Genomic DNA, 14674 nt, shown 5'->3' with positions numbered 1-14674 from the left:
TAATGTCCCCCCTGCAAATCAAAAAAGGCTCGTCCAAACACTCCGCCTATAACCTGCGCCCAACCTTTTCGGATGTGCAGGAAACCCATACTTTGGCGGTTCTGGTCGATAACGAACCCGGCGTTCTGGCCCGTGTCATCGGTCTTTTTTCCGGCCGAGGCTATAACATCGACAGCCTGACAGTGGCCGAGGTGGACCATACCGGCCACACGAGCCGCATAACCATCGTGACCACCGGCACGCCGCAGGTGATCGAACAGATCAAGGCGCAGCTTGGCCGCATCGTGCCCGTGCACAAGGTCAATGACCTTACCGTGGAAGGCCTCAGCGTCGAGCGCGAATTGGCGCTGCTCAAGGTCGAGGGCAGCGGCGACAAGCGCGTCGAGGCGCTGCGTCTGGCCGATATCTTCCGCGCCAATGCGGTGGACAGCACGCTCACCAGCTTTGTGTTTGAAATCACCGGCGCGCCTGAAAAAATCGACGCCTTCGCCGAGTTGATGCGTCCTCTGGGTCTGGTGGAAATGGCCCGCACCGGCGTGGCCGCCCTGCCGCGCGGTCTCTGACAGGGGCCACAATCGCAGGCTTGTCGCGGGATTGACGCGCCGCGTCGCAGATAGGCGCGTTCGGGGTTGGGGCTCTGGCAGAGTATGCGCCAGCCCCAACCCCGGAGACGCCAAATGCCCGCGCTGACTGATCTCACGAATGTCCGCACGCCCGTAGAGCAGGCCAACGGCCTGCCCAACGCCCATTACATCGACCCCGCCGTGTTTGAGGAAGAAAAGCATGCGCTTCTCTTCAGCCAATGGGCCGGGCTTGCCGTGGGGGCCGATGTGCCGGAACCGGGTGACGCCAAGCCGCTGGAATTTCTTGGCATGCCGCTCCTTCTTTTGCGCGACAAGGACGGTGAGGTCCGCGTTTTCCAGAACATCTGCCGCCATCGCGGCATGATCCTTGTCGAGGAACCACGCAAGATCGAGGGGGCCATCCGCTGCCCCTATCATTCGTGGTGCTATTCCACCAAGGGCGCATTGGTCTCTACCCCGCATGTCGGCGGACCGGGGCATAACACCCACGCCAGCATCAAGCGCGACGAGTTGGGCCTGACCGAGATTCGCAGCCATATCTGGCGCGATGTGGTCTGGATCAATGTCTCGGGCGATGCCCCCGCGTTCGAGGTGGCCATGGCCGATCTCATCGCCCGCTGGGGTGAATTCGATCTGCCGGTCTATCATGGCGGTGCTGACAGCCGCTTTACGCTTGAGGTGCAAACGAACTGGAAGCTCGCCGTCGAAAATTACTGTGAGAGCTATCACCTGCCTTGGGTCCATCCCGGTCTCAACAGCTATTCCCGGCTTGAAGATCATTACCACATCGAGAAACCGGGCGCGTATTCGGGTCAGGGCACCATGGTCTACCGCCAATTGACCAACGAGACCGGCCAGACCTTCCCTGATTTCGCCGAAGTGGGCGCGAAATGGAACGAACAGGCTGAATATGTCGCGGCCTACCCCAACGTTCTTTTGGGCGTGCACCGCGACCACGCCTTTGTCATCATACTAGAGCCGAAGGGCCCCGAGCGCACCGTCGAGCATATCCACCTCTATTACTCGGTTCCCAATGCCGATGGTGGGCTACGCCTGCGTAATACCCAGCTTTGGAAAACCGTGTTCGAAGAGGATATCTTTGTGGTTGAGGGCATGCAGCGCGGCCGCCACGCCCCCTATTTCGACGGAGGGCGTTTCTCTCCGGTGATGGATAGCCCCACGCATTGCTTTCACGATTGGGTCGCAGGCCGCGTCGAGGCACATCGCGCCATGGGCCGCGCGGCGGAATGACTGATCTCGACAGTGCGATGATCCGCGCCCATGCAACAGGCGACCGGGCAGCGCTGATCTCGCTCTATACGCAGGCGGCGGACCGGGCCAATACGCTTGATGCCGCCTGCTTTTTTCTCACCCATGCCTATATCTTCGCACTCGAAGCCGGGGCGCTCGAGGCCGCGCGTCTTCACGCCCGCCTTGTCGCCCATGGTCGCGAGGCATAGCGCGCCCACCCCGTTTCTTTATGGCTCAAATACTCCAGGGGGTCCGGGGGGCAGCGCCCCCCGCCTCGCAAATCAGCGTATAGAGATGCCATGTCGCATGGCCCAAGAGCGGCAGCGCAAAGAAAAGCCCCAGAAACGCAGGCAACATCGCCAGAAACGTCAGCCCCGCCACCAGCGCCGCCCAGACCAGCATTGGCAGTGGATTTTCGATCACCACCCGCAGGCTTGTCAGCATCGCGGTGACAAAATCAACCTCCCGGTCCAGCAACAGGGGCAGCGACACCACCGTCAGGCTATATAGCAACAGGGCAAAGACCGCGCCCACGCCTGTGCCCACCGCCAACATGCTCAGCCCCTCCGGCGTGAAATAGACCTCCAGCGAGCTTGAGACATTGGTCATGGTCGATAGCCCCAGGAACAGGGCGAAAATCATATGCGCCAGAAAGAACCAGAACAGGAACACCATGATGATGATGGCGCAGATCGAAGGCAATTGCCGCCGCCTCTGATGGGCGATGACGCCGAAAATCTCTGACGCCACCAGCGCCCGCCCCATGCTCAGCCGATGGCTCACCTCATAAAGCCCCACCGCCGCGAAAGGCCCCACCAAGGGAAAGCCCACGGCAGCGAAAATCAGCCAGTAACTCTTGCCCGTGGCCCATGTGATCCACGCGAGAATCAGCCCGATTCCCACATAAACCCCGGCAAAGATCACTGCAAAGCCCGGCGCGCGGCGCATATCCGCCCAGCCCCGGCGCAGCGCCTCTGCCAGCATGTCAAAACGGACATCGCCCATCTCCGGCACGCCCAGCGGCTTGACCTCGTTCTGCGGCATGGTGCGCTTCCTCCCTTTTCGGGGGAGCCTAGAGCAATTTCACGGCCAGAGGATAGGGCTTTTCTGTGCAGAGCCCGGTTGTGAATTGCAAAGCAGGTTACCGCGCCGCATCCGGGTTAAGCCGCAGCACCGCAAGATTGAGCATGCCCGCCACGCTGACCCATGTCAGATAGGGCACAAAGAGCAGCCCCGCGATCCAGTCCACCGACCAGAGCGCCACCAATGTGAGCGCCACCGAAGCCCAAAGCGCGCAGAGCACAATCAGCCCTAACCGCATCCGTTGCAGCCCGAAAAAGACCGGCGTCCAGAGCCCGTTCAGCGCGATTTGCAACGACCAGAGCGCCATAGCAATGCCGTTGTCGGGGCTTACCGCCACCCGCGCCCCCGCCGCCGCCATGCAGATATAAAGCGTGGTCCAAGCCACCGGAAACAACCAGTTGGGCGGCGTCCACCACGGCTTTTTCAGCCGGTCATACCAATCGCCCGGCGGAAACAGCCCGCCTGTCGAGCCTGCTGCGAAACAAGCCGCCAGAAAAATCCCGAAAATGAGCCATATCATGCGGTCTCTCTAACCCGCCCGACATCTCGGCTCAAGCCCGCTTCGCGCGCGACGTCCTGCGCTTTAAGACGCGCCAGCGCCTCATAGAGCGTATCGCTCCAATCGGCGGCGCGCGGTGCGTCCTGTGCCGCAGCACGCACCAGATATTCCGTCTCGGGCAGCGCCTTGGCATAGATCACGGGCGAGCCGGGCAGGATCACACTGCCCGCCGCCCGCAGCAGCGCCAGCATCAACCAGCCCAGTTTTTGCGTGCCATTGGTGCGCGCGCGGCGCGTGATACTGTCGTGGCCTGCGCCGCGCACCTGCGCGCCGATGCCCGCGTAGATATAGCGCGCGGCATAAATTCCGGGCCGCGCAGAAAGTGGCAGCACAGCAATCCCCGCCTCAGAGCGGGCATAAAGTGTGTCCGCCTCCATCAGCAGGCGGCGCACCATCCTTCGCACCTCGGCATCCGGGGCAGGTGCACGCAAGAAGGTCTCCGGCGTCATGCCAGCCTCAGACAGCCACTCGAGCGGCAGGTATAGCCGCCCTTCGCGCGCATCCTCGCCCACGTCTCGGGCGATATTGGTCAATTGCATCGCCACGCCCAGATCACAGGCCCGCGCCAGAGCATCGCGCTCGCGCATCCGCATGAGCACGCACATCATCGCCCCCACCGCAGAGGCGACCCGCGCCGAATAGGCCCGCAGCTCTGACAGGGTCTCGTAACGGCGCCCTTCGGCATCCCAAGCCAACCCTTCGAGCAGCGCTTCGGGCAAAGCACGTGGCATGTCAAACCCGTCTATGATCGCGGCAAAGGCACGATCAGCCGGCGCATTGCGGGGCCTGCCCGCATAGACCAAATCCAACCGTTCATGCAGCGACAGCACCGCCGCCGCCTTTTCGCGATTCTCATCCACCGCGTCATCCGCCAGACGGCAGAACGCGTAAAGCGCCAAGGCCGGATCACGCACCCGTCGCGGCAAGAGCTTGGAGGCGGCGTGAAAAGACCGCGACCCATGGCGGATCGCCTCGGTACAATGCGCCAGATCCTGCGGCGCGATCATGGCATCACCCCGACCGGCACCGCATCCGGCACCAGTTGCGCCAGAACTTCGGCGCTCGAAATCACCCCCGGCAATCCAGCACCGGGATGCGTGCCCGCGCCCACCAGAAAGAGGCCCCGCACCTCTTCGCTGACATTATGAGGCCTAAACCACGCGCTTTGCAGGATGCGTGGCTCGATAGAGAAGCCAGCGCCATGCGGGCTAAGATATCGGTCGCGGAATGTCTCGGGCGTGAACACCTCAGAGGCAGACAGATGCGCCCCAAGCCCCGGAAGCAACTGATCCTCCAGCACCTTTTGCACCTTTTGGCGATAGGGCTCGGCCTCGGCCGCCCAATCCACGGGGTTTGAATGGCCCAGATGCGGCACCGGGCTGAGCGCATAAAACGTATCGCCACCTTCGGGCGCCACACCCGGATCGGTCACAGAGGGGCGGTGCACATAAAGGCTCATGTCATCGGCCAGAACGCCGCGCCGAAAGATGTCGCGCACCAGCCCCTTGTATCGGGGACCGTTGAGAATGGTGTGATGGCCTGCATCGGGCCACATCTCCCGCGTGCCTGTCGTGCCGAAATACCAGACGAACAGGCTCATCGACCAGCGCGACCGCTTCAGTCGCGCCGTCGTCCAGCGCCGCTTTTTGTGATTGCGCAAAAGATGGTCATAGGTATGGCCCGCATCGGCGTTAGAGATCACGATATCGGCGCTGATCCCCTCGCCGCCACTCAGGCGCACCCCCGTGGCCCGGCCCTCTTTGATAACGATTTCATCAACCTCGGCCCCCTGCCGGATGACCCCGCCCTGTCCCTCGATCACGCCCACCATGGCGCGGGCGATCGCATCGACGCCACCGATGGCATAATGCACGCCAAAAGCCGCTTCGAGATGGCTCACAAGCGCATACATCGACGTTACGTTGAACGGATCACCTCCGATGAACAGCGGATGAAACGACAGCGCCATACGCAGGCGTTCGTCTTTCATCCGCCCCGCCGCATGGGCATAGACTGACCGATCCGCCCGCAACCATGCGAACTTTGGCAGGACCTTGATCAGATCGCCCAAGCGATGCATGGATCTGCGCCCCAGGTCCTCGAACCCGAACCAATACCGCGCCTCGCTATCCTTGACGAAGCGGTCATAGCCCGCCAGATCACCCGGCGAGAGCCGAGAGACCTCGGCGCGCATGGCATCGCGGTCCTGCCGCGCGGTAAAGGTGCTGCCATCCGGCCAGCGAATTTCATAGAACGGATCAAGGGCGCGCAGATCGACATCTGTGTCAAAATCCCGCCCACAGGCGGCCCAGAGTTCGCGAAAGAGTTGCGGCACGGTCACGATGGTCGGCCCAAGATCAAACCTGTGCCCGTCCTTGGTGATACTAGAGCCGCGCCCCCCGGGGCTATCCAGACGATCCAGAACCGTGACCCGGTATCCCTTGGCCCCAAGCCGCATGGCCGAGGCCAGACCGCCCAACCCTGCCCCAATGACCAGCGCATGCGGGGCATCGGCGCGTGTGGCCTGTTCAATCAGGCGCGGATCGACTCTTGTCAACATAGGTTTAGACTACAGGTGTCTAGTTTAATTGACAATCCTTTCTCGCACCTCTTTTCTTGGGGTCAAAACCATGTCAAACTTGCCTTACAGCCCCTCAAGGAGCGGTGCCATTCAAACCGTCAGCCTCAGCTTCTTTCGCTTTTCCCGCGGCATTGACCGGCTCTGGGCGCTGACGATGATGGGCGCTGCGCGCTTCATGCTGCCGGGCGTGCCGGGTATCGGCTTTTGGAAATTGCTGGGATCGGGCACGGGCGAGGGGTTCACCCCCATTCCCAACACCGGTGTCTATGCGATTCTCGCGGTCTGGCCCGATGCCGCCACAGCCCGAGCGCAGACCAAGGGCGCAGGCGTCTTTCGCCGCTATCTCGCGCGCGCCAGCGAAAGCTGGACGCTCTTTCTCTCCCCCACTTCGGTGCGCGGGCAATGGGCCGGTGATACGCCGTTCGAGATCACCACGCCCGTAGAGAAAGGCCCCCTTGCCGCGCTGACACGCGCCTCTGTGCGCCCGCGCAAGGCCTTGAAATTCTGGCGGCGCGTGCCCGATATCAGCGCCGTGATCGGTGCCGACCCCAACGTCGCCTTCAAGATCGGCGTAGGAGAGGTGCCTCTCCTGCATCAGGTGACATTCTCGATCTGGCCCGACAGCCAAAGCATGGCAGACTTCGCCCGCCGCGATGGCCCACATGCCCGCGCCATCGCCGCCGTGCGCGACGGCGATTGGTTTCGCGAAGAGCTTTATGCCCGGTTTCGCGTGATTGGCGAACGGGGTACATGGGGCGGGACGAGCCCACTCGAGCATATCAAGGAAGAACAATGACCGCAGCCTTTCCGTTTTCCGCCATCGTCGGTCAGGACGACATGAAACGCGCCATGATCCTTACGGCGATCGAGCCGGGGCTTGGCGGCGTGCTGGTCTTTGGTGACCGGGGCACCGGCAAATCCACGGCTGTGCGCGCTCTGGCCGCGCTCTTGCCGCCCATCCGCATGATTGACGGCAGCCCGATCAACGCCGAACGCCCCGAGGATACGCCCGACTGGTCCACCGCCCCCTTGGGCGAGATGGTCGAGCGTCCAACCCCGGTGGTCGATCTGCCCTTGGGCGTGACCGAGGATCGGGTGACCGGCGCGCTCGATATCGAGCGGGCGCTGACCTTGGGTGAAAAGGCCTTTCAACCCGGTCTTTTGGCCCGCGCCAATCGCGGCTATCTCTATATAGACGAGGTGAACCTGCTTGAGGATCACATCGTCGACCTGCTGCTCGACGTGGCCCAATCCGGCGAAAACGTGGTGGAGCGTGAGGGTCTCTCGATCCGCCATGCGGCGCGTTTTGTGCTTGTGGGCTCTGGCAATCCCGAAGAGGGCGAGTTGCGCCCACAGCTTCTGGATCGTTTCGGCCTTTCGGTCGAGGTGCGCTCGCCCCAGAACATCGAGGAGCGCATCGAGGTCATTCGCCGCCGCGACGCCTATGAACGCGACACCGAGGCCTTCATGGTGACATGGCAGGCCGAGGATGCCTTGATCCGCGACCGGATTCTGGCGGCGCGCAGCGCGCTGCGAACCGTTCAATCCCCCGACGAGGTCTTGCGCGACTGCGCGACGCTCTGCATCGCCATCGGCGCGGATGGGCTGCGCGGCGAGCTGACCCTGCTGCGCGCCGCGCGTGCGCTTGCGGCCTATGAGGGCGATGCCGCTTTGACCCGCGCACATCTTACCCAGGTCGCGCCGCTCGCGCTCAGCCACCGGCTACGCCGCGATCCATTGGACGAGGCGGGCAGCGCCACTCGCATTGCCCGCGCCATGGTCGAGGTCTGGGGATGACGCCCAGCCCCGCATGGGCGCGCGCCCTGCGGGCGCTCACCCTTTTGGCGATTGATCCTGAGGGGCTGCGCGGGCTGACGCTGCGCGCCCGTGCCGGTCCGGTACGGCAGGCGTTCGATACGGCGCTCGGGCGTTTGCCCGGCCCCGCCCGGCGCATCCACCCCGATCTTAGCGATACGCAGCTTTTTGGCGGCGCGGATATTGCCGCCACTCTCGCCGCCGGGCACCTGATCCACAGCGCTGGACTGGCCGATAACCCGGCGCGCCTGATCCTGACCATGGCCGAACGCACACCGCCCGCCCTTGCCGCCCGGCTGGCACAACTTCTGGATCAAAGCCCGGACCATACGCTCGTTCTGTTTGACGAGGGGATCGACGCCGAGGAAACCGCCCCGCAAACCCTCTGCGAACGGCTGGCGCTGCATGTGACACTCGACGACATCCGCCATGACGCGGCCCCTGCCCTCATGCCCGCCGCCGCCGATCTGGCAGAGGCCCGCGCGCGGCTTGGCGGCGTTACCCACACGCCCGAGGATATCGCCACGCTCACCGCGCTGGCCGCCAGTTTCGGCATCGACAGCCTGCGCGCGCCTTGGCTTGCCCTGCGCGCCGCCCGCGCGCTGGCCGCATCAGAGGCCCATCCACAGGTCACGCAGGATGATCTGCGCGAGGCAGCAGAGCTCGTCTATCCCGCGCGCGCCACGCAACTGCCGCAAGATCCAGAACCAGAACAACCCGACACACCGCCCGAACCCGAAGATCAAAGCCAAAGCGAAACACCCGACATCCCCGATGACTTGCTCATCGCTGCGGTGGCAGCCCTTTTGCCCCCCGCGCTGCTGGATCAACTGGCCCAACGCGGTGCCGCGCGGCGTGCGGCAGGCTCGGGTGCCGGTGCCCGGCGCAAGGCGCATCAACGCGGTCGGCCCCTACCTGCACGGCAAGGTGCACCGGATGGGCGCGGGCGCATTGATCTCATTGCGACGCTGCGCGCCGCAGCCCCGTGGCAGCCGCTGCGCCGCCGCACCCGCCCCGATGCACCGGGCGTGATCATCCATGCCGCTGACATCCACCTCAAGCGCTATGAGGATCGCGCCGACCGATTGGTGATCTTCGCCGTTGACGCCTCTGGCTCTTCGGCGCTGGCACGGCTGGCCGAGGCCAAGGGCGCGGTTGAGCTCTTGCTGGCCGAGGCCTATTCCCGGCGCGACCAAGTGGCGCTGATCGCGTTTCGCGGCATGGGGGCCGACCTCATTCTGCCACCCACCCGCGCGCTGGTGCAGGCCAAGCGGCGTCTGGGCAGCTTGCCCGGGGGTGGCGGCACGCCGCTTGCGGCGGCTCTTGGCGCGGCGCTCACCCTTGCTCGCCAGTCCGAGGCGCATGGGCTAAGCCCAACGCTTGCCCTGCTGACGGATGCCCGCGCCAACATTACGCTCGACGGGCGCGGTGACCGCGCCGAGGCGGCCAAAGACACCAGCACGATGGCGCGGCTCTGGCGCGCGCAGGGCCTGCCCGCCATCGTGATTGACATTTCCGCCCGTCCGGGGCCAGAGCCCGCCCATCTCGCGGCGGAAATGAACGCCCGCCACCTGCCCTTGCCGCGCGCCGATGCCCGGCGAATTTCGACGGCTGTCACCTCAGCCCTCGGGGTCTAGGCGATGGACTGGCAGCGCGATCTGGCGACTTGGCCGCTCAATGCCCAGTCGCGCCGCATTCACCATCCCCCCCACCAATGGCATCTGCAGGAAATGGGCAACGGTCCTCTTGCCCTTTTGCTGCACGGGGCGGGGGCCTCGACCCATAGTTGGCGCGATCTGATGCCGCTTTTGGCCCAGAGCCACCGCGTGATTGCGCTGGATCTTCCCGGTCAGGGGTTCTCGCGCGCGGGAAACCGGCGGCGTCTGGGCCTGCCCGGCATGGCCGGGGATATCGCGGCGCTTTGCCAGTCGGAGGGGTGGCACCCCGATCTGATCCTCGGTCATTCCGCAGGCGGGGCCATCGCGCTGGAACTCGCCACGCGGCTGAGGACGCCCACAGACCAGCCGCCCGATATTGCCTGCGTCAACGCGGCCCTTGGCCCGTTCGAGGGGGTGGCGGGCTGGCTCTTTCCGGTTCTCGCCAAGGTTCTGGCGCTCAATCCGCTGACGCCCACGCTCTTTACCCTTGGCACCGACAAACTCACCCGCGCCCGCCGCCTGATCGAGAGCACCGGATCGCGCCTCACGCCCGAGGGGCTGATGCTCTATGCGCGGCTGATCGGGGACCGTGCGCATGTCGATGGCACCTTGCAAATGATGGCACAATGGGATGTGGCCCCGCTCTTGAACCGGCTGGGCACGATCCCCAATCGCTGCCTCTTGATCACCGGCACCGTCGATCTGGCGGTGCCGCCCGAAATCTCTGCCCGCGCCGCCGCCCAGATGCCGCGGGCGCGCACGCTGTCTTTGGATGGCCTTGGCCATGTGGCCCAAGAAGAGGATGCCGCGCGCGTCCTGGCCGCAATCCTTGATCCGAGCAACTGGCCCGACTGATGCGCTTCGGGTTTACGGTGAAACACCGAAACGGCGTTGCTGTTTGATTTGGCGCGATGTCCTACAGGGAAAGCCTGTCAACTTTCTCTGAAACTGCGTTAAGCGCTCAGGCGATGCCATGCGCCGGGGCCGCGCGTGGCAATGGGCTTTCGTGAAACCGCGCACAGCCCCGACCCCGCCCCTTGGCCGCATAGAGCGCCAGATCGGCATCGGCCATCATCCGCACGGGTTCGGGGCTGTCATAGGCACAGCTAAGCGTGATGCCGATACTGCCGGAAATCCGACAGTGCTGCGCGCGATAGGGAACCGGCTCTTCCAGCCGGGCAATCATCCGAGCTGCCAAATCGCCCACGGGTGCCCGCTCTGTCATGCCAAGCAGCAGGATGACGAATTCATCGCCCCCCACCCGCGCGATCAAATCATCGCTGCGCACCTCGTCGCGCAGGCGCCGCGCCACCTCTTGCAGCACATGATCGCCCGCCGCATGGCCCAATGTGTCATTCACCTGTTTGAAAAAATCGAGATCGAGATGCAGCAGCGCGAAATCCTGCTCACTCTGCATCAACCGATCCAACACATGGTCAAGGGCGCGGCGGTTCCGCAGCCCCGTCAACATATCCGTAAACGCCTGCTCTTCCGCGGCAATGCGTGCGCCCTGCAAGCGCAGGTTCAGCTTGCGCGAGGCGTCCATCGCGGCGGATTTTGCCTCGATCAAATAGAGCATCTCGGTCGTCAGATCCGTCGCCGCAAAGTCAGCGCCGGTCAGGTCAAAGTCGCGCACCGCCTCGACCACGGAAATCCCGAACGAGAGATTCACCACCGCCCCGCCCCCCGGTAATGGCAAAAGCACGCCCTTGAGCGCCGTATGGGGGGGAGCACGCAAGCGCAGCCGAAGCCGCGCCCCGGCGCAGGCCAGAAGATCCGCCATATTCCCCGCCTGATGCGGGCGGCGCAGTTCGATCAGATCCAGAAACCGCATGCCCTGCAGCGCGCGCGCACCAAAGAGCTTGGCGAAGGTTGGCCCCGCCTGCACCAGATGGCCCTCGGCGTCCAGAACCGCATGCATCGGGCAAAGCCCCGCAAGCAGCGCCAAAAGCCCCCTGTCCTGAACAGTCATGCCGCGCTTTCCCCAAGCCCCAGAGCAAAGGCCCGCCCATGCGCGAACCCCTCATCCAACAAACGCACCTCAATGATCTCATAGTCCGCGCCATCCCCCTGATGCTCGACCAGCGCAAGCGCGCCATAGTCATCCGCCATGGCGCGCAAAAGCCCGACCACCACCGGGCCAAGCCGCAGATCATGCCCCTTGGGCAGCCCCACATGCAGAGCATAAACCCCCGCCCCCCGGTCTTGTAATTCCAGCGCAGGCAGCCCCAGATCGGCGACTGCAAGGCGCGCGCGCTCTGGCAGATCATCAAGAGAATGCAGAAACTCCACATAATCCACCCCCCCAAAGCGCAACAGACGGCGCAGCGCCTCGGTCGCGGGGTGCGAGACCAGATAGGTACCGATATCCTCAAGCAGATCGTCACGCCCGCGCGCCAATCGCGCGCCAACCGCGGTCAACACCTCTTCGGTGATGCGCGCCTCGTAGACCATCATCGCTTCAAACTCGGTAAAACCCAGGTTCAATCGTTGAATCGTGCCAATCCAGACATCGCGCCCATAGGTATCCCTGACAAATCGCTCAATCGCGCGGTTGACCAGCCCGTGCATGGCACCCTCCTCTCAGATGCCTGCATCCTGACAGCCAAGGGTTAAGGCCCCCTGAACATCTAAAATCTTCACTATATTGCAGCCCCTATCGCGCCCTTGTCATCGCAGAGCGCTGCGGCTACATCTGGGGCATCCGTTGGGGTGCCCCTTGGGGCTGAGAGGTCTTGCACCAACCCATCGAACCTGATCCGGCTCGCACCGGCGGAGGGAACGGAAACCGCGCAGCGGCGCGCCATCCCCCTGCCCGCGAGCCCTGTTTGAAGAGGCCGCGCATGACCGCCCCGCCCAGTCTGACCCTTGATGGCCACGCCCGGATTGGCGCTGTCCCGGTATTTGGCCCACTGCGGCTGACCTTGTCCGCCGGGCGTATCACCTGCCTGCTCGGCCCTTCGGGCGTGGGCAAAACCACGGTGCTGCGCCTGATCGCCGGGGTGGATGAGGTGACAGAGTTTACCGGCACGATCACAGCCTCTGATGGCGGGCCACTGTCAGGGCGCATGGCGCTGATGGCACAGGGCGACATGCTGATGCCGTGGCTCGATGTGCTGGGCAATGTAACGCTTGGGGCGCGGCTGCGCGGGATGCCGCGCGACGTGGCGCGCGCGCGCGAGATGCTGGCGCGGGTCGGTCTGGCCGACCATGCAGACAAGCGGCCTCATGCGCTCTCGGGGGGGCAGAAACAGCGCGTGGCACTGGCCCGCACGTTGATGGAGGACCGCCCCATCGTTTTGCTGGACGAGCCGTTTTCGGCCCTCGATGCCCGCACCCGCGCGCAGATGCAGGATCTTTCGGCCACACATCTGGCAGGACGCACAGTCCTGATGGTCACACATGACCCGGCTGAGGCCGCGCGCATGGGCCATGCCATCCACATCCTGACCGAAACCGGGCTAGAGGATGTGACCCCGCCCGCAGCCCCGGTGCCACGCGCCGTGGATGACCCCGAAACTCTCGCGGCGCAGGGCCGTCTTTTGGCCCGCCTGCGCGCCCCCGCCTGACAGGAGAAAAAGATGCGCCCCACCGAACACCTCAAATCCCTTGTGGCCACCGATTGGCAGGCCGCCACCCGGCATCCCTTCACCGATCAGCTTGCGGCGGGCACGTTGCCCAAGGCCCGCATGCTCGCCTATCTGCAACAGGATTACCTCTTTATCGAAGATTTCGTGCGGCTTCTGGCCTCTGCCATCGCCCATGCGCCCAGCCTGCCCGATGCGATCCCGGCGGCACAGTTTCTCGGGCTGATCTCGGGGCCGGAGAATACCTATTTCCTGCGCGCAATCGCGGCGCTTGGCGGAACAACAGAGCCACCTGCAACGCCCCATCCGATCACAGCCGAATTTCAGGCACTGATGCGCGCGGCGGCAAAATCAGGCAGCTATGCGCAGATGATTGCGGTCCTCAGCGTGGCCGAATGGACCTATCTGGATTGGGCCAGCCCGCATGCGAACCGCGCCGCAGACTTGCCTTTCTGGTTCGGGGAATGGATCACCCTGCACAGCGGGCCGGGGTTCGAGGGGGTTGTGACCTATCTGCGCGGTCAGCTTGATCAGGTCTGGCCCAGCCTCACCCCCGAGGATCAAGCCGCCGCGCAATCCGCCTTTGTTACGGCAACACGTCTCGAACGCGCCTTCTTTGACGCGGCCCTTGCCGGATACCCCGCCGCATGAGCCGCCTTGTCACCATCGCAAGTTCGACAGCCCTTGCACTCGTGCTTTGGCAGGCGCTGGTGACGCTCGCGGCGCTGCCGCCCTTCATTCTGCCCGGGCCGGGCCGCGTGGCGGAAACCCTCTGGGCCAGCCGCGCGCTGATTGCCCATCATGCCACCATAACGGCGGCAGAGGTATTGATCGGTCTGGCCTTGGGCGCGATCTTGGGCGGTCTTTCGGCGATTGGTCTGGCCTCTTCGCCCATGGCGCGCCGGCTTATCCGCCCGATCATGGTATTCTCCCAAGCGATCCCGGTCTTTGCCCTCGCGCCCATCCTCACGCTCTGGTTGGGCTATGGCCTCTGGTCCAAGGTCGCTATGGCGCTCCTCATCATCTATTTCCCGGTCACATCGGCCTTTTTTGACGCGCTGATGCGCACGCCGCCGCAGTGGCTCGACCTCGCGCGCGTCATGGGGGCGAACCGCGCGCGGCTCATGTGGCATATCCGCGTGCCCGCAGCCCTGCCGGGCTTTGCCTCGGGTCTGCGCCTCGCGGCCGTCTATGCCCCCATCGGGGCGATCATCGGCGAATGGGTGGGGGCCTCCAAGGGGCTGGGCTATCTCATGCTGCTGGCCAATGGCCGCGCCAAGATCGACCTCATGTTCGCGGCCCTCATCGTGCTGGCAGTGCTGACGCTTTGCCTGCACGCCGGGGTGGACCGTGGGTGTCAAAAGTGGCTGGATGGCAAGGCGGTGGGGTGAAGGCGGGGCTCTGCGTAGGGTGATGCAGTGTCAGTTTGGGGGTCGCTTTGCGCTCATTGCTTGCGGTTGGGAATAAGCTACGATGTGAGCCGAACTTGTGGATCTGGGATGCCGCTTGATGTCACGAACTCTGGGTCCGATACTTAACCCTATGGCACCAGAGGC

At 64.3% G+C, this 14674-nt stretch carries 16 protein-coding genes and 1 riboswitch; of the genes, 10 read left to right on the top strand and 6 right to left on the bottom strand.

Annotated features, from left to right (window positions below; all coding sequences use genetic code 11):
* Positions 1-2 precede the first annotated feature (2 nt).
* The 3 genes from ilvN (at position 3) to GC127_RS17765 (ending at position 2044) form a co-directional block, all read left to right on the top strand.
* Entirely contained in the window at positions 3-563 is a 561-nt protein-coding gene (gene ilvN, locus GC127_RS17775) for an acetolactate synthase small subunit (protein ID WP_008282128.1), read from the top strand.
* 114 nt (positions 564-677) lie between these two features.
* A complete protein-coding gene (locus GC127_RS17770) occupies positions 678-1835 on the top strand; it encodes an aromatic ring-hydroxylating dioxygenase subunit alpha (protein ID WP_151979161.1) in 1158 nt (385 codons plus the stop codon).
* Complete coding sequence (locus tag GC127_RS17765) at positions 1832-2044, top strand: hypothetical protein (protein ID WP_008282126.1); 213 nt, start codon at positions 1832-1834, stop codon at positions 2042-2044. Before GC127_RS17770 ends, GC127_RS17765 begins: the two co-directional genes overlap by 4 nt.
* A gap of 25 nt (positions 2045-2069) precedes the next feature.
* Here GC127_RS17765 and GC127_RS17760 read toward each other — a convergent pair whose 3' ends face one another.
* The 4 genes from GC127_RS17760 to GC127_RS17745 all read right to left on the bottom strand — a co-directional run bounded on the left by GC127_RS17760 (position 2070) and on the right by GC127_RS17745 (position 6037).
* A complete protein-coding gene (locus GC127_RS17760; RefSeq protein ID WP_151979160.1) occupies positions 2070-2879 on the bottom strand; it encodes a DUF2189 domain-containing protein in 810 nt (269 codons plus the stop codon).
* Between the two features lie 97 nt (positions 2880-2976).
* Complete coding sequence (locus GC127_RS17755; protein WP_008282124.1) at positions 2977-3438, bottom strand: TspO/MBR family protein; 462 nt, start codon at positions 3436-3438, stop codon at positions 2977-2979.
* Complete coding sequence (gene crtB, locus GC127_RS17750) at positions 3435-4484, bottom strand: 15-cis-phytoene synthase (RefSeq protein WP_151979159.1); 1050 nt, start codon at positions 4482-4484, stop codon at positions 3435-3437. Before crtB ends, GC127_RS17755 begins: the two co-directional genes overlap by 4 nt.
* Positions 4481-6037 carry a phytoene desaturase gene (locus GC127_RS17745; RefSeq protein WP_151979158.1) on the bottom strand — a complete coding sequence of 519 codons (1557 nt, stop codon included), beginning with the start codon at positions 6035-6037 and terminating at the stop codon, positions 4481-4483. The genes crtB and GC127_RS17745 overlap by 4 nt, the downstream gene beginning before the upstream one ends.
* Before the next feature lie 70 nt (positions 6038-6107).
* Here GC127_RS17745 and crtA point away from each other — a divergent pair, with 70 nt between their 5' ends.
* The 4 genes from crtA to bchO are packed head-to-tail and all read left to right on the top strand — an operon-like array spanning position 6108 to position 10386.
* Entirely contained in the window at positions 6108-6854 is a 747-nt protein-coding gene (crtA, locus tag GC127_RS17740; RefSeq protein ID WP_008282121.1) for a spheroidene monooxygenase, read from the top strand.
* Positions 6851-7855 (top strand): magnesium chelatase ATPase subunit I, encoded by a 1005-nt coding sequence (gene bchI, locus GC127_RS17735; RefSeq protein WP_151979157.1) that lies wholly within the window; start codon positions 6851-6853, stop codon positions 7853-7855. The genes crtA and bchI overlap by 4 nt, the downstream gene beginning before the upstream one ends.
* A complete protein-coding gene (locus GC127_RS17730; protein ID WP_151979156.1) occupies positions 7852-9510 on the top strand; it encodes a magnesium chelatase subunit D in 1659 nt (552 codons plus the stop codon). Before bchI ends, GC127_RS17730 begins: the two co-directional genes overlap by 4 nt.
* Positions 9511-9513: 3 nt before the next feature.
* Complete coding sequence (gene bchO, locus GC127_RS17725; protein ID WP_151979155.1) at positions 9514-10386, top strand: alpha/beta fold hydrolase BchO; 873 nt, start codon at positions 9514-9516, stop codon at positions 10384-10386.
* Positions 10387-10492: 106 nt separating this feature from the next.
* On the opposite strand, the gene GC127_RS17720 is transcribed toward bchO, so the two are convergent.
* A complete protein-coding gene (locus GC127_RS17720) occupies positions 10493-11503 on the bottom strand; it encodes a GGDEF domain-containing protein (protein WP_151979154.1) in 1011 nt (336 codons plus the stop codon).
* Positions 11500-12102 carry a heme NO-binding domain-containing protein gene (locus GC127_RS17715; protein WP_151979153.1) on the bottom strand — a complete coding sequence of 201 codons (603 nt, stop codon included), beginning with the start codon at positions 12100-12102 and terminating at the stop codon, positions 11500-11502. The genes GC127_RS17720 and GC127_RS17715 overlap by 4 nt, the downstream gene beginning before the upstream one ends.
* A gap of 127 nt (positions 12103-12229) precedes the next feature.
* Positions 12230-12329: riboswitch (TPP riboswitch) on the top strand.
* A gap of 45 nt (positions 12330-12374) precedes the next feature.
* On the opposite strand from GC127_RS17715, the gene GC127_RS17710 reads away from it, so the two are divergent.
* The 3 genes from GC127_RS17710 to GC127_RS17700 are packed head-to-tail and all read left to right on the top strand — an operon-like array spanning position 12375 to position 14509.
* The gene (locus GC127_RS17710; protein WP_151979152.1) at positions 12375-13100 is read left to right on the top strand and encodes an ABC transporter ATP-binding protein; all 726 of its coding nucleotides are present in this window, start codon (positions 12375-12377) and stop codon (positions 13098-13100) included.
* Between the two features lie 12 nt (positions 13101-13112).
* Positions 13113-13769: a TenA family protein gene (locus GC127_RS17705; RefSeq protein WP_008282113.1), complete on the top strand. Its 657-nt coding sequence runs from the start codon at positions 13113-13115 to the stop codon at positions 13767-13769.
* Entirely contained in the window at positions 13766-14509 is a 744-nt protein-coding gene (locus tag GC127_RS17700) for an ABC transporter permease (RefSeq protein WP_151979151.1), read from the top strand. The genes GC127_RS17705 and GC127_RS17700 overlap by 4 nt, the downstream gene beginning before the upstream one ends.
* Positions 14510-14674 lie beyond the last annotated feature (165 nt).

Origin of the sequence: Roseovarius sp. EC-HK134 (genome assembly GCF_902498815.1) — a bacterium.
In the GTDB taxonomy this organism is placed as follows: Bacteria; Pseudomonadota; Alphaproteobacteria; order Rhodobacterales; family Rhodobacteraceae; genus Roseovarius; species Roseovarius mucosus_A.
The sequence above is the reverse complement of the archived record's forward strand: the minus strand, read 5'-3'. Positions and strand labels throughout refer to the sequence as shown.

Excerpts from the sequence above, each read along its gene's own strand:
- ilvN (WP_008282128.1), top strand. The coding sequence starts at position 3 with ATGTCCCCCCTGCAAATCAAAAAAGGCTCGTCCAAACACTCCGCCTAT.
- GC127_RS17770 (WP_151979161.1), top strand. The coding sequence starts at position 678 with ATGCCCGCGCTGACTGATCTCACGAATGTCCGCACGCCCGTAGAGCAG.
- GC127_RS17765 (WP_008282126.1), top strand. The coding sequence starts at position 1,832 with ATGACTGATCTCGACAGTGCGATGATCCGCGCCCATGCAACAGGCGAC.
- GC127_RS17760 (WP_151979160.1), bottom strand. The coding sequence starts at position 2,879 with ATGCCGCAGAACGAGGTCAAGCCGCTGGGCGTGCCGGAGATGGGCGAT.
- GC127_RS17755 (WP_008282124.1), bottom strand. The coding sequence starts at position 3,438 with ATGATATGGCTCATTTTCGGGATTTTTCTGGCGGCTTGTTTCGCAGCA.
- crtB (WP_151979159.1), bottom strand. The coding sequence starts at position 4,484 with ATGATCGCGCCGCAGGATCTGGCGCATTGTACCGAGGCGATCCGCCAT.
- GC127_RS17745 (WP_151979158.1), bottom strand. The coding sequence starts at position 6,037 with ATGTTGACAAGAGTCGATCCGCGCCTGATTGAACAGGCCACACGCGCC.
- crtA (WP_008282121.1), top strand. The coding sequence starts at position 6,108 with ATGTCAAACTTGCCTTACAGCCCCTCAAGGAGCGGTGCCATTCAAACC.
- bchI (WP_151979157.1), top strand. The coding sequence starts at position 6,851 with ATGACCGCAGCCTTTCCGTTTTCCGCCATCGTCGGTCAGGACGACATG.
- GC127_RS17730 (WP_151979156.1), top strand. The coding sequence starts at position 7,852 with ATGACGCCCAGCCCCGCATGGGCGCGCGCCCTGCGGGCGCTCACCCTT.
- bchO (WP_151979155.1), top strand. The coding sequence starts at position 9,514 with ATGGACTGGCAGCGCGATCTGGCGACTTGGCCGCTCAATGCCCAGTCG.
- GC127_RS17720 (WP_151979154.1), bottom strand. The coding sequence starts at position 11,503 with ATGACTGTTCAGGACAGGGGGCTTTTGGCGCTGCTTGCGGGGCTTTGC.
- GC127_RS17715 (WP_151979153.1), bottom strand. The coding sequence starts at position 12,102 with ATGCACGGGCTGGTCAACCGCGCGATTGAGCGATTTGTCAGGGATACC.
- GC127_RS17710 (WP_151979152.1), top strand. The coding sequence starts at position 12,375 with ATGACCGCCCCGCCCAGTCTGACCCTTGATGGCCACGCCCGGATTGGC.
- GC127_RS17705 (WP_008282113.1), top strand. The coding sequence starts at position 13,113 with ATGCGCCCCACCGAACACCTCAAATCCCTTGTGGCCACCGATTGGCAG.
- GC127_RS17700 (WP_151979151.1), top strand. The coding sequence starts at position 13,766 with ATGAGCCGCCTTGTCACCATCGCAAGTTCGACAGCCCTTGCACTCGTG.